General features: G+C 52.1%; 20 protein-coding genes and 1 other RNA gene. 6 read left to right on the top strand and 15 right to left on the bottom strand.

Annotation, left to right across the window (positions count from 1 at the left end; all coding sequences use genetic code 11):
• Window positions 1–54 precede the first annotated feature (54 nt).
• The 4 genes from B5F07_RS01430 (at window position 55) to B5F07_RS01415 (ending at window position 2478) form a co-directional block, all read left to right on the top strand.
• A complete protein-coding gene (locus B5F07_RS01430; RefSeq protein WP_330397695.1) occupies window positions 55–447 on the top strand; it encodes a putative ABC transporter permease in 393 nt (130 codons plus the stop codon).
• 61 nt (window positions 448–508) lie between these two features.
• Window positions 509–1045: a nitroreductase family protein gene (locus B5F07_RS01425; protein ID WP_087159486.1), complete on the top strand. Its 537-nt coding sequence runs from the start codon at window positions 509–511 to the stop codon at window positions 1043–1045.
• 54 nt (window positions 1046–1099) lie between these two features.
• Window positions 1100–2020, top strand: a complete 921-nt coding sequence (gene pyrB / locus B5F07_RS01420; protein WP_087159485.1) for an aspartate carbamoyltransferase — start codon at window positions 1100–1102, stop codon at window positions 2018–2020.
• 14 nt (window positions 2021–2034) lie between these two features.
• Window positions 2035–2478: an aspartate carbamoyltransferase regulatory subunit gene (locus B5F07_RS01415; protein WP_087159484.1), complete on the top strand. Its 444-nt coding sequence runs from the start codon at window positions 2035–2037 to the stop codon at window positions 2476–2478.
• 70 nt (window positions 2479–2548) lie between these two features.
• Here B5F07_RS01415 and B5F07_RS01410 read toward each other — a convergent pair whose 3' ends face one another.
• The 12 genes from B5F07_RS01410 to B5F07_RS01355 all read right to left on the bottom strand — a co-directional run bounded on the left by B5F07_RS01410 (window position 2549) and on the right by B5F07_RS01355 (window position 14338).
• Complete coding sequence (locus tag B5F07_RS01410; RefSeq protein WP_087159483.1) at window positions 2549–3625, bottom strand: 3-deoxy-7-phosphoheptulonate synthase; 1077 nt, start codon at window positions 3623–3625, stop codon at window positions 2549–2551.
• A 31-nt stretch (window positions 3626–3656) separates the two neighbouring features.
• Window positions 3657–4036: RNase P RNA component class A (gene rnpB / locus B5F07_RS01405), an RNA gene on the bottom strand.
• Between the two features lie 100 nt (window positions 4037–4136).
• Window positions 4137–4625: a ribonuclease HI gene (gene rnhA / locus B5F07_RS01400; RefSeq protein WP_087159482.1), complete on the bottom strand. Its 489-nt coding sequence runs from the start codon at window positions 4623–4625 to the stop codon at window positions 4137–4139.
• Complete coding sequence (locus B5F07_RS01395) at window positions 4622–5353, bottom strand: MBL fold metallo-hydrolase (protein ID WP_087159481.1); 732 nt, start codon at window positions 5351–5353, stop codon at window positions 4622–4624. The genes rnhA and B5F07_RS01395 overlap by 4 nt, the downstream gene beginning before the upstream one ends.
• The gene (locus tag B5F07_RS01390; RefSeq protein WP_087159480.1) at window positions 5350–5814 is read right to left on the bottom strand and encodes a MogA/MoaB family molybdenum cofactor biosynthesis protein; all 465 of its coding nucleotides are present in this window, start codon (window positions 5812–5814) and stop codon (window positions 5350–5352) included. The genes B5F07_RS01395 and B5F07_RS01390 overlap by 4 nt, the downstream gene beginning before the upstream one ends.
• 138 nt (window positions 5815–5952) lie before the next feature.
• Entirely contained in the window at window positions 5953–7236 is a 1284-nt protein-coding gene (locus B5F07_RS01385; RefSeq protein WP_087159479.1) for an amidohydrolase family protein, read from the bottom strand.
• 32 nt (window positions 7237–7268) lie between these two features.
• The gene (locus B5F07_RS01380) at window positions 7269–8090 is read right to left on the bottom strand and encodes a purine-nucleoside phosphorylase (protein WP_087159478.1); all 822 of its coding nucleotides are present in this window, start codon (window positions 8088–8090) and stop codon (window positions 7269–7271) included.
• Between the two features lie 306 nt (window positions 8091–8396).
• Window positions 8397–9869, bottom strand: coding sequence for a stage IV sporulation protein A (gene spoIVA, locus B5F07_RS01375; protein WP_087159477.1), 1473 nt, complete (start codon window positions 9867–9869; stop codon window positions 8397–8399).
• Between the two features lie 57 nt (window positions 9870–9926).
• Window positions 9927–10949, bottom strand: coding sequence for an NAD(P)H-dependent glycerol-3-phosphate dehydrogenase (locus B5F07_RS01370; RefSeq protein ID WP_087159476.1), 1023 nt, complete (start codon window positions 10947–10949; stop codon window positions 9927–9929).
• A gap of 13 nt (window positions 10950–10962) precedes the next feature.
• Window positions 10963–11619, bottom strand: a complete 657-nt coding sequence (locus tag B5F07_RS01365; protein WP_087159475.1) for a glycerol-3-phosphate acyltransferase — start codon at window positions 11617–11619, stop codon at window positions 10963–10965.
• Window positions 11620–11623: 4 nt separating this feature from the next.
• Window positions 11624–12952, bottom strand: coding sequence for a ribosome biogenesis GTPase Der (der, locus tag B5F07_RS01360; RefSeq protein ID WP_087159474.1), 1329 nt, complete (start codon window positions 12950–12952; stop codon window positions 11624–11626).
• A 45-nt stretch (window positions 12953–12997) separates the two neighbouring features.
• Window positions 12998–14338, bottom strand: coding sequence for a DUF512 domain-containing protein (locus B5F07_RS01355; protein ID WP_087159539.1), 1341 nt, complete (start codon window positions 14336–14338; stop codon window positions 12998–13000).
• 192 nt (window positions 14339–14530) lie between these two features.
• On the opposite strand from B5F07_RS01355, the gene B5F07_RS01350 reads away from it, so the two are divergent.
• On the top strand, window positions 14531–15709 hold the full coding sequence (locus tag B5F07_RS01350; RefSeq protein WP_087159473.1) for a ribose-phosphate pyrophosphokinase: 1179 nt from the start codon (window positions 14531–14533) through the stop codon (window positions 15707–15709).
• 37 nt (window positions 15710–15746) lie between these two features.
• Here B5F07_RS01350 and B5F07_RS01345 read toward each other — a convergent pair whose 3' ends face one another.
• Window positions 15747–17324 carry a sialate O-acetylesterase gene (locus B5F07_RS01345; RefSeq protein WP_162613026.1) on the bottom strand — a complete coding sequence of 526 codons (1578 nt, stop codon included), beginning with the start codon at window positions 17322–17324 and terminating at the stop codon, window positions 15747–15749.
• 13 nt (window positions 17325–17337) lie between these two features.
• Window positions 17338–18381, bottom strand: a complete 1044-nt coding sequence (locus tag B5F07_RS01340; protein WP_087159471.1) for an alpha/beta hydrolase — start codon at window positions 18379–18381, stop codon at window positions 17338–17340.
• A gap of 148 nt (window positions 18382–18529) precedes the next feature.
• Here B5F07_RS01340 and B5F07_RS01335 point away from each other — a divergent pair, with 148 nt between their 5' ends.
• On the top strand, window positions 18530–19180 hold the full coding sequence (locus tag B5F07_RS01335; RefSeq protein ID WP_087159470.1) for a TetR/AcrR family transcriptional regulator: 651 nt from the start codon (window positions 18530–18532) through the stop codon (window positions 19178–19180).
• Between the two features lie 96 nt (window positions 19181–19276).
• Here the strand turns inward: B5F07_RS01335 and B5F07_RS01330 are convergent, their stop codons facing one another.
• On the bottom strand, window positions 19277–20770 hold the full coding sequence (locus B5F07_RS01330) for a DUF6070 family protein (RefSeq protein WP_087159469.1): 1494 nt from the start codon (window positions 20768–20770) through the stop codon (window positions 19277–19279).
• Between the last annotated feature and the right edge of the window lie 84 nt (window positions 20771–20854).

Below are 20854 nucleotides of genomic sequence, written 5' to 3'. Positions count from 1 at the left end.
ACATTATAATACATTTCCTGTATAAAATCCAGATTTGTTATGCATACTTTGGGTATGATGAAGAATAAATTTGTTTTATGCGGGATTCTGGGGTGGTGTATGGAGATTGTCTTTACGGGGCTTGGGTCCCTGAGACGGCATGAGCACAATCTCTCTGCGCACACTTCCATCTGGATGTTTCCCATCTACGGGATGGCGTGCTTTCTCCTGCCGGTTTCCAGACTTTTAAAAGGGCGGAACTTCCTGGTCCGGGGCGGGGTTTACACCTGCTGCATCTTCGGGACGGAATACCTCTGCGGCAGCCTGTTGAAGCAGCACGGCGCCTGTCCCTGGGATTACAGCAGGGCAAAATACAATGTCCGCGGGCTGATCCGTCTGGACTATGCCCCGTACTGGTTTGCGGCAGGTCTGATCTTTGAAAAAATTTTACGGAAAGATAGCGGTTGAAAATCCCCCTGAATTAGTATATTATTATGTGGAAAGTGTCACAGATAAGGGAGGTACTTGAATGAACGCTTCAGAATGTATTAAAACCCGCAGAAGTATCCGCAGGTATAAGCCTGACCGGATCGAACATTCTCTGATTGATTCTATTGTGTCAACGGCATCTTATTCCCCTTCCTGGAAAAACACGCAGATCACCCGCTACACTGCAGTCGAGGACAGATCTGTTCTCGAAGAGATCGCAGAAAAATTCACCCCCGATTACAATGCAGCCATTATCCGCCAGGCGCCGATGCTGATCGTCGTCACTTTTATCAGGGGCAGATGCGGGTATGAGCGCGACGGCTCCTTCACGACAAAGAAGGGAGACCGCTGGCAGATGTTCGACGTGGGCGCTGCCTGCCAGACATTCTGCCTTGCCGCAAAGGAAAAAGGGCTCGGAACCGTCATCATGGGCGTGTTCGACGAGGACGGGATCTCCGGTCTTCTACATATTCCCGAAGGGCAGGAACTTGGGGCGCTGATCGCCATCGGATATCCGGATGCAGACCCGGAGGCACCGAAGAGAAAGTCTGTGGAAGAACTGCTTTCATACAGATAGGATACAGATAATATAAAGCAATGGCGTTTCTGCGCCATGCGAAGGAGGTTATTTATGAGACATTTGATGAGTCCACTGGATTTTTCCGTGGAAGAACTGGACAACCTGCTTGATCTCGCCCAGGATATCGAGGCGAATCCGGCAAAGTACGCGCACGCATGCGAGGGAAAGAAACTGGCTACCCTGTTTTACGAGCCCAGCACCCGCACACGCTTAAGCCATGAGGCGGCAATGCTGAACCTGGGGGGAAGCGTGATGGGATTTTCCTCCGCTGATTCCAGTTCTGCTGCCAAGGGAGAGAGTGTTTCGGACACAATCCGCACCATATCCTGCTATGCAGATATCTGCGCCATGAGACATCCGAAGGAAGGAGCGCCCATGGTCGCGTGCCAGCACTCTTCCATCCCGGTCATCAATGCCGGAGACGGCGGGCATCAGCATCCCACCCAGACGCTGACGGATCTGCTGACAATCCGGAACCTGAAAGGACGCCTCTCCAACATGACCATCGGTCTGTGCGGCGACCTGAAATTCGGCCGTACTGTCCATTCTCTGATCAACGCGCTTGTGAGATATGAGGGAATCCGTTTTATCCTCATTTCCCCGGAAGAGCTCCGGCTTCCGGAGTATATCCGCCACGATGTTCTTGACAGGAAGAAGATTCCCTACGAGGAAGTTGTCCGTCTGGAGGACGCAATGCCAGACCTGGATATCCTCTATATGACAAGGGTTCAGAAAGAGCGTTTCTTCAACGAGGAAGACTATGTCCGCATGAAAGATTTCTACATCCTGGACAAGGCGAAAATGAAACTGGCTCCAAAGGACATGTACGTGCTCCATCCGCTTCCGAGAGTCAACGAGATCTCCGTGGAAGTGGACGATGACCCGAGAGCCGCTTATTTCCGTCAGGTTCAGTACGGCGTATATGTGCGCATGGCCCTGATTCTCACGCTGCTCGATATTCACGTAGATTAATGGAGGAAGATAAAATGGTAAAAAATACATTAAACGTCGGACGGATCTCCGAAGGTTTTGTGCTTGACCACATTGAGGCGGGAAAGAGCATGGAGATCTACAAGTACCTTCACCTGGACAAACTGGACTGCTGTGTGGCAATCATCAAGAATGCCAAGAGCAGCAAGATGGGGAAAAAGGACATCATGAAAATCGAGTGTCCCATCGATTTTATGGATCTGGACATTCTCGGATTCATCGACCACAACATCACGGTCAACATCGTGGAGAACGAGGAGATTGTAGAGAAAAAGCAGCTCACGCTCCCAAAGGAGATCCGCAATGTGATCAAATGCAAGAATCCGCGCTGCATTACATCCATCGAACAGGAACTGGACCATGTCTTTGTCCTGACCGATGAGGAGAACCAGGTCTACCGCTGCAAATACTGCGAAGAGAAATACAGCAGAAGACGGTAAAACAGAAGATCCCCGGGTGAAGCCGGCACAGCATGAAACTGTCTGTGCGGGTTCACCCGGGGATTTTATTTCAGCATTCTTCGGCGATCTTATAAATCAGCCGCTCGGTGTCCTCCCATCCCAGACAGGGGTCTGTGATGGATCTGCCGTACACCATATGGTCATCGATCTTCTGGCATCCCTCCAGGAGGTAGCTCTCGATCATAACGCCTTTCACCAGCTTTTTCAGGCCGGGATTGTAATTCCTGCTGTGGAGCACTTCGCTTACGATACGGATCTGCTCGTGGAACTTCTTGTCGGAATTGGAGTGGTTGGCGTCCACCACCACCGCCGGATTCTCAAGTTCTCTCTCCTGGTACATCTCCTGGAGACGGACCAGGTCTTCATAGTGGTAGTTCGGAATACATGTGCCGTACCGGTCCACCCCGCCCCGCAGGATCACATGTGCCAGTTCATTTCCGTCTGTCGTCACATCCATGCCGCGGTAGATAAACCGGTGGGAGCTCTGGGCTGCCTTCACCGAGTTGAGCATAACGGAGAAATCTCCGCTGGTTGGATTCTTCATTCCTACCGGAATATCCATGCTGCTGGCGGTAAGGCGGTGCTGCTGGTTCTCCACTGAACGGGCGCCCACAGCCTCATAGGAGAGGATATCATCCAGATAACTCCGGTTCTCCGGATAGAGCATCTCATCCGCCGATGTCAGCCCGCTCTCGCTGATGGCGCGGGTGTGCAGCCTGCGGATGGCGATGATTCCCGCCAGAAGGTCCGGTTCCCGGTCCGGATCCGGCTGATGAAGCATTCCCTTGTATCCCTCTCCTGTTGTCCTTGGTTTGTTCGTATAGATTCTCGGGATAATCATCAGCCTGTCGGAAACTTTGTCGTTTATTTTTGCAAGGCGCTGCACATACTCGCACACAGCATCCTCGTTATCCGCGGAACAGGGGCCGACGATCACCACAAACTTATCGGATTTTCCGGTGAAAATATCCCGGATCTCCCGGTCTCTCTCTGCCTTGATCTTCCGGATCGTCCCGGAGAGCGGGTATTCCGCTTTCAGATCCGCCGGAAGGGGCAGTTCTGCATTGATCTTCATTCCCATGGTATTCTTTTTCTCCTGTCTTTCCCTCCGGGCCGTGTACGGCATAATCGCACCGGCCCGGAACGGACTGTTAAATGTGTCAAGCAGGACGATAAGCCGGGTTATGTCGTTGGACAATCATCTGTCTAGGCGCGGCGTTACCGCCGTGCTCGAGCGACCTACCTGAAGCGTGACGGGCCGCCACAATGCCTCTTCTCGGTCTTGCTTCGGATGGGGTTTACATGTGCCCCTGCTGTTACCACCAGGGCGGTAGTCTCTTACACTGCCTTTCCACCCTTACCGCAGGCCGTACTTCCCGGACTGCTCCGAAAAGTGTGCCCGCGGCGGTTTATTTCTGTTGCACTGGCCTTGGAGTCACCTCCACCGGACGTTATCCGGCATCCTGCCCTGTGAAGCCCGGACTTTCCTCGTCTGCGGCCTTTCGGCGCCTGCAGCCGCGATTGTCTGTCCTACTTAACACAATATCTGATTATACATTCCACACCGGGAAATGTCCAGTCCCTTTTTTCCCGGGGAACTCAGGAGGGGGAACTCAGGATACTTTATTCTCAAAAACTCACGCCGGCTCCACGTTAAGACCGGTATCTTCCTCCAGAAGATCCCCGTCCGCCGCTGTGGTTGCGAGCTCGTCGCACCGCTCGTTCTGAGGGTGTCCGTTATGGCCTTTCACCCAGTGGAAGCTCACGCTGTGGGGAGCTTTTGCAGCCAGCAGGCGCTTCCAGAGATCCACGTTTTTCACGGGTTCATTTTTCCCCCGCTTCCATCCTTTTTTCAGCCAGCCGTCCACCCAGTGCTGGTTAAATGCATTGACCACATACTGGGAGTCCGAGTAGACTTCCACCGTACAGGGGCGGTTCAGCGCCTCCAGTCCGGCGATCACTGCCATCAGCTCCATGCGGTTGTTGGTTGTCCTGACATATCCCCGGGAGATCTCCTTGACATGGAGCTCCCCCTTCGTGTCCACATATTCCAGAACCGTCCCGTATCCTCCGGGTCCGTCCGGATTGCCCCGTGCAGCCCCGTCTGTATATATTTTTACTGTCATAATCCATCCTCTCTGTTCATTCTCTTCCTCTCCTGCGGATCATCTTCCAGAAGGAAACTCTGTCCCTCCCGCTCGATGCGCACGATCCGGTCCTCATACTGTGCCGCGCAGGCCTCCAGGGCAAGCCGGTCAAATATGGCATAGTTGTCCCAGAAATGCATGGGGAACACCTTCTTCGTATCCGTCCGTTTCATAAAGCAGTCCAGCCCCAGACAGTAGGCCTCCCCGAGGCGGGGATCCACCGGTACAAAAGCCACGTCGATCTTCTCTTTCTGAAGCTTGTTGATCTCCGCCTGGTAAGCCCGGCGCATGGCTGTATTGTACTCTTTCGTCTCTTCCTCCCAGTGCCACCAGTTGAGATCCCCGGCGTGATAGATGGTCCGCCCTTTCTCTTTTACCAGAAAAGCCACGCCCTCGTCCGTGGACCGCAGGGTATGGATGCGGCATCCCAGAACAGTCCGGTCCTCGTTGGGCTTCATGCGGACAATATCTTCCGCCTCATGGACAAAGATATCCGATGAGAGAATGAAGCGGACTGTCGTAACATGTTTCCGCAGTTCAAATATCTGCGGGTTATAGTGATCGTAATGTGCGTGACTGGCAAACACAAGCAGTTTCTTTTGCGGATTCATCCGGGGCAGATCCCCTTTGTAATAGTCGAACAGGAAATATGCATCCTCTGTCTCTGCCAGAAATCCGCTGTGCGCCAAATATGTTATCTTCATCATAAATTCAGAGTATCCACCGCCTGAACCACTTCCGGCAGGATATACTCCATGTCCTCCTTTGCTGTCTTAGCGCTCTCCGGCAGGTTGATCAGAACGGTTTTCTTCCGGATCCCGGCTGCCGAGCGGTCAAGAATCACTTTTTTGGAATGGCGGATATTAAAGGTCCTCAGAGCTTCCGGTATCCCGGGCAGGAGCCGCTCCGCCGCATCTGTCAGTGCATCCGGGGCACAGTCCTCCTCCAGATACCCCACAGCACCGGTGGTCAGGATCAGCTGCACCGACCCGGAATCCGCCAGATGAATCATAACCGACGCCACCACTTCCCGGTCCTGCGGAAGGAATCCTGCCGCCTTCACCTCAAAGCCGACCTGTTCCAGCATCCTTTTCAGAGCCGATGCCGCCGCACTTTCTGCTTTCGCCTTATAGGCACCTGTATCCAACGCAAATATTGCTGCTTTCATCCCTTGTATACCCCTTCCCTTATTATTTTCTCCCCGATAAGTATCCCCCGTCCTGCTCATCCCTTTAATACAATAAAGCAGATGGCAATGCCATCTACTTTATTATACGTGTGTCCGCTTATTTAAGCAACCGGATTTTCACCCGAGAATCCGTCTGGCGGATTCGTTTGCCTTCCGGTAGATCTCCTCCGGAGTGCTGTCCAGATAGAAGTTTCCGTCCCGGTAGAGCACCTTTCCTCCGATCATGGTCATCTTCACATTCTGTTTGCTGCCGCTGTAGACAATATTTTTCTCAATATTCTGGAGCGGCTGCATATTGGGCTGCATCAGATCAATCATGATCAGATCCGCCTTTTTCCCTTCCGAGAGAGTATCGCATTCCGGAAGTCCCATGGAGAGGGCTCCGTTTACCGTTGCCATCTTCAGAACCTCCATGGCGGGAACCGCCTCCGGATCGTCACAGAGCACCTTCTGAAGCCCGGTCACCAGGAACATCTCCCGGAACATGTCCAGACAGTTGTTGCTGGCCGGTCCGTCCGTGCCGATGGCAACCGGAATCCCCAGGTCGAGATAGCGTTTCACCGGAGCGATCCCGCTTGCAAGCTTTAAGTTGGAAGCCGGGTTCGTCACCACATAAAGCCCCCGCTCCTTAATGATATCAAAATCACTTTCATCCATATGCACGCCGTGGAACAGCCCGCCGCCGTGGCGGAACAGCCCCAGGGAATCCATATAGGCCACCGGAGACATTCCCGTACGGCTCCGGCATTCTTCCACTTCCTTCTTTGTCTCCGAACAGTGTACATAGACCGGCGCACTGTATTTGTCAGAGAGCGCCGCAAGCCCCTCCATCAGTTCCCGGCTTGTGGTATACTCCGCATGGAAACCAAGCTGGTAGCTCACAAGTCTGTGAGGATCCTGATTGTAAGTGTGGTAGTCCTGCTCCACTTCCTCCAGGGTCCCCCCGAAATTGTTGATGCTCTCGCAGAACACATTGCGGAATCCGCAGTCCTCCACAGCCTTTGCCCCTGCGGCACGGTGCATGTACATGTCAAAGATCGCCGTAATGCCGCTGGTGAGGTATTCCATGACAGCCAGCTTGGTCAGCCAGTAGATATCCTCGTCCGTGAGCTGCGCCTCCGCCGGGAATACCCGGTTGTTCAGCCACTCGTCCAGCTTCATGTCATCCGCATGGGATCGCAGAAACGTCATGGCAGAATGGGTATGGGCGTCCTTAAATCCCGGCATGACCAGGTTTCCCTGTGCGTCGGTCTCCTGGTCCCATCCCGAATCCTGCACCGGGGCATTTGCCGCATCCCCCACATAGGTGATCGTATCTCCGTCGATATGGATCTCGCCCTCAAAAACCGGACGGTTTTCTTCCATTGTCAGTATTCTTGCATTGTAAATTCTTGTCTTCATCTGTTCTCTCCTCTGTCTTATATATTCCGTCTTTATATCTTCTCAATGCACTTTGTCACCAGCCGCTCAAACTCTCCGGCACGCCGGTCCGCCACCGCCTGGACATCCAGATGGCTCAGTTCTTCCTCCGATATGCCGCTCGCCATATTTGACACGCAGGAGATTCCGCACACTCTTATTCCCGCATGGCGGGCCGCAATCGCCTCGCATGCCGTGCTCATTCCCACAGCGTCCGCCCCGAGAACCGCATACATCCGGATCTCCGCCGGGCTCTCGAAATTCGGTCCCGTCGTCTGCAGATACACGCCTTCCTGAAGGGCAATCTTCTCCTCCTCTGCCGTCCTGCGGATCAGATCCTGCAGCTCGGTATCATAGATATGCGTCATATCCGGGAAACGCTCTCCCAGTTCCGACACATTCTCCCCGATCAGCGGGGACGGCGCGAAACTGGAGATCTGATCCGTGATCATCATGAAATCTCCCACATGGAACTTCCGGTTGATCCCGCCGGACGCATTGGTCAGGAAAAGCACCTCGATCCCCATCTTCTTCATGAGCCTGACCGGAAGGACGACCTGCTCCATGGAATATCCCTCATAATAATGTACCCTTCCCTTCATGACCACCGCCGGGACGTTCCCGATGTATCCCAGCAGGAACCTGCCGTCATGCCCCTGCACCGTGGATACCGGAAAACCGGGAATATCCCCGTAGGGAATCTCCTGCACCACTCTCATGTTCCGCGCGTAGCCTCCCAGCCCCGAGCCGAGGATCAGGCCCACGCGCGGGACAAAATCCGTAACCGATTTATAATATTCATAACATTTTTCCAGCTTTTCATACTGTCTGCTCATCGTAAAGTACCTCCTGTCTGTATGCGGATGCTTATTATCTGGATAGTAGACTATTTGGCCAGGTATGTCAAGTTGGGGACGTAGTAAAATTGAATTTTACTACGTCCCCAACTTGACATACCCCCCGTCCCTTTTTGCGCATACCCCTGTCCCCTTCTGAAAAATCCACAAATTTCTTCTATATCAGATATAATATTTTCAAAAAAAATTTACGTTTTGCACAAGGGGGACACACTAAAGTGCAAAAAGGGACACAGCGGGCTTCAATTCGGGACGTAGTCAAACTTAACTTTACTACGTCCCCGATCAGATGATAATGCACACCAGACCGCCGTTTGTGTCATTGACGATCTTCTGCATGGAATCCTGCAGCTTCATCTGGCTCTCGTCATTGATCATGTTGATTTTGCTGCGCATGCCGTCCATCACCAGTTCTTCCACGGATTTCCCGAATATATTTGTCCCCCAGACACCTTCCGGCGTCCCGCTCTCCTTGCGGATATACTCCACCAGGTCCTCCGCCTGCTGTTCGCTTCCGACAATGGGCGCGATCTCTGTCTCAATATTAGCGCGGATCATATGGATGGAAGGCGCCTCGGAGCGGATCTTCACTCCGTACTTGCTCCCCTGCTTGATAATCACCGGCTCATCCAGATGGATCTCCTCTTTCTTCGGACTTACCACTCCGTAGCCTTTCATCTTCACATCGGCAAAAGCGTCTTTGATCTGCCCGAACTCTTCTTTCATGGCGGCAAGTTCCTTCATGGTGGCGATCAGTTCGTACTCTCCCCGGATCTGTGTGCCGGTAAGCTCGCTGAGCACTTCATAGTAATACTTCTGGGCGAAACGGATCCGTACGCTCACCTTTCCCGTATCCATCTCCACCTTCTCCACGCCGGCCTGTTCTATGTACGGGCTGTCTGTCTGCGGCTCCATCGAGGAAACACTTCGGATATCATCGATCCCGTCCATAAGATTCCTGATATTTTCGACCAGATCCTTTTTGATCGCATGATCCCGGGAAAGCATCTCCACCCACTTGGGAATATAAAATTCCACCTCCGTAACCGGGAACTCGAACAGCACCTGCCGCATGATCTCATTGATATCCTCATTTTTCAGCTGCTCGCAGTTGACCGGGAATACGGGGACGCCGTATTTTTCTTCCATCTGCTTCTTTAACGCCTCTGCCTCCTCCCCGTAAGGCTTCCGGCAGTTGAGCAGAATGATAAACGGCTTCCCGATGCTTTTGAGTTCTTTTACCGTCTTCTCCTCAGCCGCCACATAATTCTCCCTGGGAAGATCTGTCACACTTCCATCCGTGGTCACCACAAATCCGATGGTCGCATGGTCGTGGATCACCTTCCGGGTGCCGATCTCCGCCGCCTTCGTAAAGGGAATCTCATACTCGAACCAGGGCGTCTTCACCTGGCGTTCCGCATTATTTTCAGTATGCCCCGAAGCTCCTTCCACCATGAAGCCCACACAGTCAATCAGGCGCACCTTCACCTCAATATCCTCGGAGAGCTTAACCGGCGCCGCCTCTTTCGGGACAAATTTGGGCTCTGTTGTCATGATCGTCGTCCCGGAAGCCGACTGGGGAAGTTCATCTTTGGTCCGTTCTCTTGCGTGGGCGTCAGACATGTTCGGAATGACAAGGAGATCCATAAAGCGTTTGATAAACGTCGATTTGCCTGTCCGAACCGGTCCCACCACACCGATATAGATCTCTCCGTTGGTCCTTGCCCGCATATCCCTGTATACCTGAAATGAATCCATACAAAATACCCCCTTGTTCTGCTGATACCAGTCTATGCAGCAGACAGGGGGTTTATGCTATTCTTCTGTCTCTTCCCACAGAAGCGCGGTATTCTCACTTCTCGATTCCCGCATCATCAGGTCGTCCACCGCCTGTGCCGGGTCTTTTCCTTCAAAGAGCACCCGGTTCACTTCATCCACAATGGGCATGGCAACATCGTACTTCTTCGCCAGGGCAGCCGCTGCTTTTGCCGAGTAGACGCCCTCCACGACCATGTTGACCTCATCCATGGCTTCCTGCATGGTGCGACCCTTTCCGATCAGGTATCCCGCTTTCCGGTTCCGGCTGTGTACACTGGCACAGGTCACGATCAGATCACCGATCCCGGTCAGCCCTACAAAGCTCTCGATCTTTCCGCCCATCTTCACGCCGAGCCGGGCGATCTCCGCGATTCCCCGGGTGATCAGGGCGGCCTTTGTGTTGTCGCCATATCCAAGCCCGTCTGCAATTCCGGCTGCCAGGGCGATCACGTTTTTCAGCGCCCCGCCAAGTTCAATTCCCAGAATATCCGGACTTGTATAAACGCGGAACACTTTGCTGATGAACATGGACTGCAGGTACTCCGCCGTCTTTCTCGTCTTCGCGCCGATGACGCAGGTGGTTGGCATCCGCCGTCCCACCTCCTCCGCGTGGCTCGGACCGGAAAGGACTGCCACATCCGCCTGGGGAATCTCCTCCTCGATCTGCTGCGACAGCGTCTTCAGCGTGGACTCCTCGATTCCTTTTGCCACATCCACAATAATCTGCCCGTCGCTGACAAAGGGTCGCATCTTCCGCGCCGTCCCCCTTGTATATACGGAAGGTACTGCAAGCACGAGGAAATCCTTTCCCCGTACGGTTTCTTCCAGATCTCCGGTAATCACCATGTCCTCCGGGATCTTCACCCCCGGAAGTTTCGTCAGATGCTCCCTCTTCTCACGCAGCATCTTCACTTCATCCGCATCGATGGACCACACTGTTACCTGGTGTCCGTTGTCATGGAGCAGAACAGAAAGAGCTGTGCCCCAGCTTCCCGCTCCGAGTACGCCTGCATTCGCCATATTATTTTTCTCCTTATTCTTTTTTCTTTCCGCCGAACTTGTTCTCCGTCCCGTTCATCAGCCTTCTGATATTTGCCCGGTGCTGGTAACATGCCAGAGCGAAAAGCACAAACACCAGAATATAAAGCTCATAGAGGTAATGAGGCTCCATGTCCAGCCATCCCGCCTGCCCGCAGAGCACCATCTCGATAAAGAATACCAGATAGGCAAGCAGCGAGCCCACGGATATGTACCTTGTGATGAGTACCGGAACCAGGAAGCAGGCAAGCGTCACAGGGATCAGGAGAAGACTTGCCGGAAGATGCCAGAAACTGTTTGCCGCAACAAGCGCCGCCATCACGGCGATTCCCTTGCCTCCCTTGAATCCCAGATAAAAGGGAAAATTATGCCCCAGTGTGACCCCGGCTCCCGCATACATGGCAAGCAGGGGAAGACATTCGCTGCCCCGGTACATGAAGATCACGATCAGCACAGCCACAAAGCATTTCAGCACATCCCCGAAAAACGTCATGGCTCCCGCCTTCCATCCGAGTATACGCACAGCGTTGGTAGAACCTGCATTTCCGCTCCCTTTCTTGCGGATATCCACATGATACATTTTCCCGACCCAGTACCCGGTCTCAAGAAGGCCGCACACATAGCCGATCGCAAGACAGATCAATCGTTCCATAACTTTACTGCTCCTTTTCCTTTCTCTCTCTTATAAAGAACTTCAGGGAAGTCCCCCGGAATCCAAATGCCTCCCTGATCTTGTTTTCCAGATACCGTGTATAGGAGAAATGCATCAGTTCCTTATCGTTTACAAAGATCACGAATGTGGGCGGCTTCACGGAAACCTGCGTGATATAGTAAAGTTTCAGCCTCTTTCCCTTGTCGGACGGCGGCTGCTGCAGCGCCACTGCCTCTGTCATAATCTCATTGAGAACTCCGGTTGCCACGCGCAGCGTCTGGTTCTCAATCACCATGTCGATCTTGTCGTACAGTTTGTTCAGTCTCTGTCCTGTCAGCGCAGAGACGTACATGATCTCCGCATAAGGCATGTAAGACAGCGTCTGGCGGATCTTCGCCTCGTATTCCCGCATAGTGCGGTCATTCTTTTCGATGGCGTCCCACTTGTTCACAACGATGATGATTCCTTTTCCTCTCTCATGGGCGATTCCGGCGATCTTGGCATCCTGTTCGGTCACGCCCTCCACTGCATCGATGACCATGAGAACCACATCCGCCCGCTCCACAGCCGCCACGGTACGGATAATGCTGTACCGCTCCAGTTCTTCCTTGATCTTGTTTTTCCGGCGCAGACCTGCTGTGTCGATAAACACATATTCTTTCCCGTTGTGGACGATCTCCGTATCAATGGCGTCCCGGGTAGTTCCCGCCACATCGGAGACAATCACCCGGTTCTCACCCAGAAGCTTGTTGATGATGGAAGATTTCCCTACATTGGGCTTTCCCACGATCGCAACTCTCGGGCGATCGTCATCTTCCTCCCCGGCGCTTCCCTCGGGGAAATGTGCCGTAACCGCATCCAGCATATCTCCCAGTCCCAGCCTGGAAGACGCGGAAATAGGGATGGGATCCCCGATTCCCAGATTATAGAACTCATACACATCAGGCATAAGTTTCTCAAAATTATCGACTTTGTTCACCACAAGGACCACCGGTTTTCCGGAGCGCCTGAGCATGTCAGCCACCTTGGAATCCGCATCCTGAAGTCCCTGCCTGACGTCTGTGATAAAGATTATCACATCCGCCGTATCAATGGCAATCTGCGCCTGCTCCCTCATCTGGGAGAGGATCACGTCCCTGCTGTCCGGCTCGATTCCGCCGGTATCAATCATCGTAAATTCTTTATCCAGCCATGTGATGTCCGCATAGATCCTGTCTCTGGTAACTCCCGGCGTATCCTTCACAATGGAGATCCGCTCTCCCGCCAGAGCGTTAAACAATGTAGATTTTCCCACATTCGGACGCCCCACAATGGCCACTACTGGTTTACTCATACTATTCTCAGCCTTTCTCTATACTCTTACTATCTTCCCGCCGCATCAGCAGCCCAGAATCGCATCGATCAGATTCTGCCCGCTTGATTTTACAATATCCACCGGAACTTGTAAAGCATCGGACACATCTTTTACCGTATAATCGTCAAGGAACACATCCTCATCGGTCTTGAGCATGTTGCAGGGAATCAGAAGCCTGCTGCCAAGTTCTTTTCCTTTCAGCTGGGCGGTCAGGTCCTGCCCGGTGATCAGTCCGGAAACCGTGATCCGCTCCCCGAAGAAATCATTGCGGATGCTGTGTACATGAACCGTAAGAAACGGATACTTCTCTTCCATCTGCTCCGCGATCCGCTTCAGATACGGGTAAGCCAGCCGGCCCGTGGCAATGGACAGTTCTCTCCGCGCGCCCGCCGCCTCTGTGGTTCCGCAAATATCTCCTGCCGGAAGCGCGGCAAATGCCTCCTCAAACTCGTTGATCAGAAGCCGCAGCATTCCCACGCCGTTCTCAAGTTGGAGATAACCGTCATACCGCTCCTCCTCCGGAAGATCTTCCTCCGCCAGAAGATACCACTCATCCCCGGCATGGATGAAATGCAGTCCGTACTCCTCGTAAATCTTTTCCTGCCAGCCGTGAATCACGGAAAGCACTTTCTGTGCCTCCTCCTTTGTGAACGGTTCCAACGGATAGAGCCCTTCCCGGTATTTTGTAAGTCCCACCGGCACGACAGACACACTCTTTAAAAGAGGAAGGTAACGGGTCAGGTCGCGGATCGTCCGCTCCAGTTCCTCCCCGTCGTTGACACCCTTGCAGAGCACGATCTGACCGTTCATCTCGATCCCTCCCTGATAGAGGATATCCACCTTTTTCAGGGCATCCCCGGCGAACCGGTTATGCAGCATCCTGCAGCGCAGCTCCGGGTTCGTCGTCTGAAAAGAAATGTTGATAGGCTCCAGACGGTATTTCACAATCCGCTCCACATCGTGGTCGCTCATATTTGTCAGCGTAATATAATTTCCCTGGAGAAAAGAAAGACGGGAATCATCATCCTTAAAATAGAGGGTATCCCGCATTCCCTGCGGCATCTGGTCGATAAAGCAGAATATACACTTGTTCCGGCAGGAATGGTACTCGTCCATAAGCCCCTGGCCGAACCCGATTCCGAGCTGCTCGTCCGGGTCCTTTTCAATCTCCAGTTCCCACTCCTCGCCGTCCGGCTTCTCGATCAGAAGCAGAATCTCTTCATCTTCCACATAATACTGATAATCAAAAATATCCTCAATCTCATGTCCGTCGATGGAGAGAAGCTTATCGCCCGGCTCAATGCCGAGTTCATCGGCAATGCTTCCCGGCTCCACAGTTTTTACAATATGATCATGTTTTTTCATTAATTCAAACTCCCTGTTTCTTCTGCGGATCTTTTCCGGCGATGCCGCTTTCGCACCTTTCCCGTCATATATCCGCACTTAGTTAACAGTATACCATAAATTCCCGGTTCCGCAAAGCCATGCTTGAATTTCATGAAAAAAAATGATATAAAGTGTATGTACAATACAAATCAATGTTTACAGGAGAAAACCATGTCAAATATCGAAGCATTAGAAAAGACACTTCCCGTTGCCCCGCTGAAAATCGTTGCAATGGAAAGCTGTAAGGAACTGGGACGCAAAGTCAACGACTATATCGTTTCCTTCCGTGAGAACACAATCAACGAAGTCACCGAATCCCCTCTTTACGTGAATTACAAATCGAATAATTATCTTGTGGACTGCGCTTGTCCGCGGTTTGGAAGCGGAGAGGCAAAAGGAATCCTCAAAGAGACCGTCCGGGGCACGGACCTGTTTATCATGACAGACGTGTGCAACTACAGCCTGACCTATCTGGTAAACGGCCATGTCAACCACATGTCGCCGGACGATCATTATCAGGACTTAAAGAGAATCATTGCGGCCTCCGCCGGAAAGGCACACCGCATCACTGCCATCATGCCTTTCCTCTATGAGAGCCGCCAGCACAAACGCACGAAGAGGGAATCTCTGGACTGCGCGCTTGCACTGGAGGAGCTGACATACATGGGCGTCAGCAATATCATTACCTTTGATGCACATGACCCCCGGGTACAGAATGCCATTCCGTTAAGCGGATTCGACAGCTTCAATCCGCCGTACCAGTTTATGAAGGCACTCTTCCGCGCGATCCCGGATCTTAAGGCAGACAAAGATCACATGATGATCGTCAGCCCAGACGAGGGCGCCATGCACCGCGCCGTATACTTTTCCAACGTCCTCGGCGTGGATATGGGAATGTTCTACAAACGCCGGGACTACTCCACCATCATAAACGGCAAGAACCCAATCGTTGCCCACGAGTTCCTCGGCGACGACGTATCCGGCAAGGACGTGATCATCGTGGATGATATGATCTCCTCCGGAGAGAGTATGCTTGACGTGGCAAGGCAGATCAAATCCCGCGGTGCTTCCCGGGTATTCGTCTGCACCACTTTCGGTCTCTTTACCGACGGTTTCGAGAAATTCGACGATTACTACAATAAAGGCTACCTTGACAAACTGATCGTCACCAATCTTACATATCTGCCGCCCCAGCTTTATGAAAAGCCCTACTTCGTCATGGCGGATATGAGCAAATTCCTGGCAATGATCATTGATTCCCTGAATCACGACGTGACCATCGGGAAAGTGCTCAACCCGACAGATAAGATTCATGCGCTGCTTGAAAAACGAAGCAGAGGCGAAGTTTAAAATTTCCGGACAGGGTCTGACGATCTTTCTTCTCCCTTTATACTCTGACAGAGAAGGGAATGGCCGGTATGCCGGCTGAATTGTAAAGGTTGATCCGATACCACCCTGTCTGGGCGAAATCCACTTTTACGGAATTATCCGGCAGAGATTCAGGGGTCAGGATCAGACGCCCGCCGTCTGCACAGGCTTCAAATGGTATTTCTCTGCCGTCCCGGGAAAGTGTCAGCGCTGACACCTGATCTCCGTCAACAGTCAGCCCACTGCCGGCGTTCCGGAAGTTCAGCACGATCCTGCCGTCCTCCCGGGACGCGGACTCCACTACCGGCGCATCTGCCAGAAGCTCTTCACCGTAGGTATATTTTTCTGCCAGAAGCGCCAGGCGGTTTCCCACTGTCTTCTTGTCCTTCGGATGGATATCAAATTCTTCCCCCACATCGGAAATGGAACACAGGTATGCTCCTCCCACGCTCTCCGCCACTTCCTCCTGGCAGCGGCGGATTGTCGGGAAATCTATGCCTGCCTGCATCATCCAGCTCCGATATCCGGGAAGCTGTACAATATAGAAAGGAAGTTCACTGTCGCGGAATATTTCCCGCCAGTCTCCGATCAGTCCTGTCAGCATATCCTTGTACAAAGCCTGCATTCCCGGCACATCATCGCTCTCTCCCTGATACCAGAGAACGCCGCGCGCTGTGAAGGGGGAAGCTTTCTTTACCATATGTTCATACAGACATCCCGGAAAATTAAAAGGCTGAGGGGTATTGGCATATTTCGCCATACCTTCCTCGAAGGACATCTCAGGCAGATTCTCTGTACTTTCCGTTCCCCCTGCCTCTTTTGCCTGTCCCATGGCCTGCCGGGCCATCGCAACGATCTCTTCCATGGTCGGAGTACCGGAAAGGATAAAGGCATTCATAGGATCCATATTTACATTGCCCTTATCGTTCATGGGATTTGTATGCTGTTCCTCCCAGAATTCTTCCATATCCAGATCCGCCGTATCCCGCTCAAAAAGCTCCATCCAGGGCTTTCCCACTCTCTTTACCGTCTCTTCATTCATCCAGGCGCAGGCCCGTGTCCCGCCCCAGTTGCAGCCGACAATTCCCACCGGAACCTTCTGGTTTTCAGCAATCGCTTTCTGGAAATAGTAGGCCACCGCAGAGAAGTATTTCAGATTATCCTCCCCGTCTGCCTTTCTCCATACTCCCATATTGCTATAGTCAAAATCCTGCTCCTGGCCGTCATAACATACCTCCGGCACATCGTAGAACCTGAGTTCCGGATTCTCCGTATTCTTCTCCTGCGCCCAGTGTTTTTCATAGCAGAGAGGGAACTCCATATTGGACTGTCCGCCGGCAATCCATACCTCGCCCACAGCCACATCCTCCAGGCAGATCTTTTCCTCTTTGCTGACGTCCTCCAGACGCTCACTCCCGGAAGCTTCAAGGGCCGGCAGCTGAAGTTCCCAGTTTCCCTGTGCATCCGCCACGGCCGACGCGCTCCTGCCCTGTATCGAGACTGTTACTGCCGCCCCGGGGTCCGCTGTTCCCCAGACTGTGACCGGTTTTTCCCTCTGCAGCACCATACCGTTCTGAAAAAGTTCCGCAAGTTTCATCGTATTTTCCCTCCTATTTATTTTCGATTGCATTCAACTGGGCATTAATCTGTTCCACTGTCTCTTCCGGAAGATTCGCAAAGCCGAGGATGTCTCTGAGCTTCATCGGAGCCATCATCATCTGTATCATCTCCGGATCGTATCCCATTGCCGGTCCCTGGGACTGGCCGTCCGTATTCTGCTGTCCTGCCGCCATTACGGGACCGATCACCGCCATGGCCTCCGGCCTGCTCATCAGATACCCCATGGTGCAGTCAATGTTCAGATACTCATCCCGGTTGCCATTGAGTTTTGCACCGAACCTCGGAGCCGTCACGGATCCGTTGCCGAAATCTCCCATCACATCTTTCAGCCACTCAATACTGTCCTCCACCCAGTGAGGCACGCGGCTGCAGGTCATCTGAAGATTCTGAACGGATGAATCACAGGTAGTAAAACCATGGGGCCCATTGGAATAAATATGGCTCTCAAAAGCAATCTCGTGTTCTGTCAGGGCATTCAGAAGATGCACTGTATTGGAAATCGGAACCAGGCTGTCTGTCCTGGTTGCAAAAACAAAGCAGGGACAGGTCTTCTCATCCACGGCAGAGGGCACGTCCGGCGCCGTCTTCTCATACACCCTCACGCACTCGCCGTCAATAACCGGGTATCCCAGAATTGCGGCATTCGGACGGTTTACCGACATAGTTGCCGCGCATCCGGCAAGATGGCCTCCCGCGGAAAATCCGATGACCGCAATCCTGTCCGTGATCACATGCCACTCCTCGCTTTTCTCACGGATCATGGCCATCGCCTCCTCATAATCATTCAGAGGATTGGGCCACACACTGTCTGCGCCCACAGAATATCGGAGAATAAAAGCCTGATATCCGGCTTTCAGATACGGAAACGCCACGGGATCTGCCTCTCTGTCAGAGCACATACTGTAGCCTCCCCCGGGGAGAATCAGCACTGCGGGACGCTTTTCAATGCCGCCAAACTCACCGCCCACCTCCTGCAGATATGCAGTCAGCGTTACTTTTCTGTCCTCATGTAATGTTATCAGTTCTGTCTTCATTTTCTTCTCCTTTCCAGTTCCATTAACTGTAGTTAAATCGCTTAACACTATATTAAGTCATTTATATGCAGATTGCAATAATAAAGGAGAAATGTTATAATAATTTTAAGCATTTTAAACACTGATTATATTAGAAAGGCAGAATTTCATGGATCAGACAGCATATTTTGAACAGATGCGCCAGAGGCGGAGGACAGAAATCCTCTCATGTGCCAGGGATATCATTCTCAGAGACGGCCCTGTTTCCCTGACCATGCAGAAGCTGGCGCGCACTCTGGATATTTCCAATGTCACTCTGTATAAATACTTCAAAAACATCAATGATATCTTCTACACACTGGCTCAGAATGCCGTGACACCCTGCGGACAGTGGTTTCGCCCCTCCCAGGATTCAGAAGAGCCCCTGAAACGTTTCCTGCAGAACTACCAGTTTCTCTGCGAGGAACTGCTGGAACACAGGGAGGATCTCTCCCTGCTGGTCATCCTGTATATGTACAACCGCCAGCAGCATCTTCCGCCTGAGGAGCAGCCCGCTGCAGCCGAGATAAAGACCTTTGAGCAAACCCAGAGACGCCTTCTGGACGCGGCAGACAGCAGTGGGCTCCTTGCCCCGGGCGTTGTCCCCGAAGATGCCCTCAGCTTTGTCCAGACCGTTGTTTTTTCCTTTCTGGAACATATAGCGCTTCTGGACAGGGAAGAATACGACTCCCGGCGGGAACAGATCAGCCGCCAGATTCTGCAGCTGATCAGAATGTTTGAAACTTATCTCTCGAAAAATGATGCTTTCAGCAGATTGTAAAATAGCACCGGAGATCTTCTTTGACCACTCGGAAGAATTTCTGACGCTGCAGTCAGGGACGTCCTGCGGCATTCCTGACTGCATAACTGCTGATTCTTATAGTAAGGTTTTCACGATATTTTCCGCGATCTGCCTTGCAAGACTTCCGGATATCGCCTCCTGATGGCCGGGATCATTCAGATATACTACAAAGTATATTCTTTCCTCCTTCTCCTCCGCAAATCCGACAAACCATGCTTTTTCATCCGGTCCGCTCCCTGTTTTCCCGTAAATTTTCTGTTCACCGCTGTTGCCTGAAAACATCAGCTCCTTCATAAGCTTTACATCGTCCGGATCATAGCTGCTTCTGCCTTCAAAAATTTTCATCAAAACCCGAACCTGCATCCGGTACTCATACTCTGGTACCTCTTCCGTTCCATTTTCCAGAACTTCATTTTTCAGATACCGAACTTTGCCTCCTTCAGCAAATTCCACAGTCAGTTTGTGAGACAGCGCCCGGTCAGTACCTGCCATTTCACACACAGCGTCAATCGTAAATGTCACCGTCCCGTCCTCATTCTGCTCCATATCTGTTATCTCGGGAAATGATGTGGAAAATGCATTTACTGAATAATTTCCGCAGCTCAGTGCAGTCCACGGATACGACTGTGTTTTCTCATCATATTGCGCATACTTGCGAAGTTCCTCCACCGTTACCGGAAGATACCGGGTCATCAGAGTCTCAAATTCTTCTGCCCGGATTCCCTGCGCACATTCCGAGGAATCGATCTTTTTCCCATATTCAATCTGATAGAAGGATTCAAAGCTTCCGGTAAAGTCCACCTGTTCCATATGCCCCTCTCCCCAGTCGCAGCGCAGCAGATTATTGCTCATATATCCCAGAGGACGGATGTATTGTTCCGCAATCTCCAGATATTCCTGCGGCAGAGGTCTGACCCGGATCAGCACATTGCCATCCACGATCTCTGACACCTCCGGAGGCTGAGGCACACACAGCCTGTAGAGAAACCACCCTTTTTCTGTATATCCCCATTCTTGTATACGTGTATACGATATATTCAGGACCACCGGATTACCTGCCTCTTCGCAGGAGCCGATGCAGGTCAGAACATACATATCCTTTCCGTCAAAGGTATATTCTTCCCGGTGAATTTTTCCGCCGGAATAAACCCGGTAAAGTACCACACTGCACTCTTCTGCATCGGGATAGCCATTCTCTGAAGATACTTTTAATTCTTTCTGAACCTGATTCAGAAAAGCTTCCATTTCTTCATAGTTCAACATATTCATTGTACCGTTTTCACCGGCAGTCACCGGTGAGCCATTTCCACTGATCCTCTCTGCCGCTTCCCGAATATCTGTAACGCCCTTCACCTTCTGCATCACTTCAAGGCATTCCTCTTCTGCCACCTGCTCCTGTTGCCCTGACGCCTCATCCGTTATCTGTTCCTGCTGCCCTGCCCCTTTTCCCGAACCGTCCCGGAATCCCGTCAACGTTCCGGATACTGTCAGTCCGAACAACGCGATTACAAGCAGTACCATTGCGGATATTCCGGCATAATCTCTCGCTTTTTTCCATTTTCTTTTCATTTTCCGCTCCTTCTGTTCTATTTTCATCTTATTATCAAGGCAAGGATTCTCTCATCTTTCAATCTTACACGTGTAGTCTTTTTA

Source organism: Lachnoclostridium sp. An169 (assembly GCF_002160525.1).
In the GTDB taxonomy this organism is placed as follows: domain Bacteria; phylum Bacillota; class Clostridia; order Lachnospirales; family Lachnospiraceae; genus Mediterraneibacter; species Mediterraneibacter cottocaccae.
The sequence above is the reverse complement of the archived record's forward strand: the minus strand, read 5'-3'. Positions and strand labels throughout refer to the sequence as shown.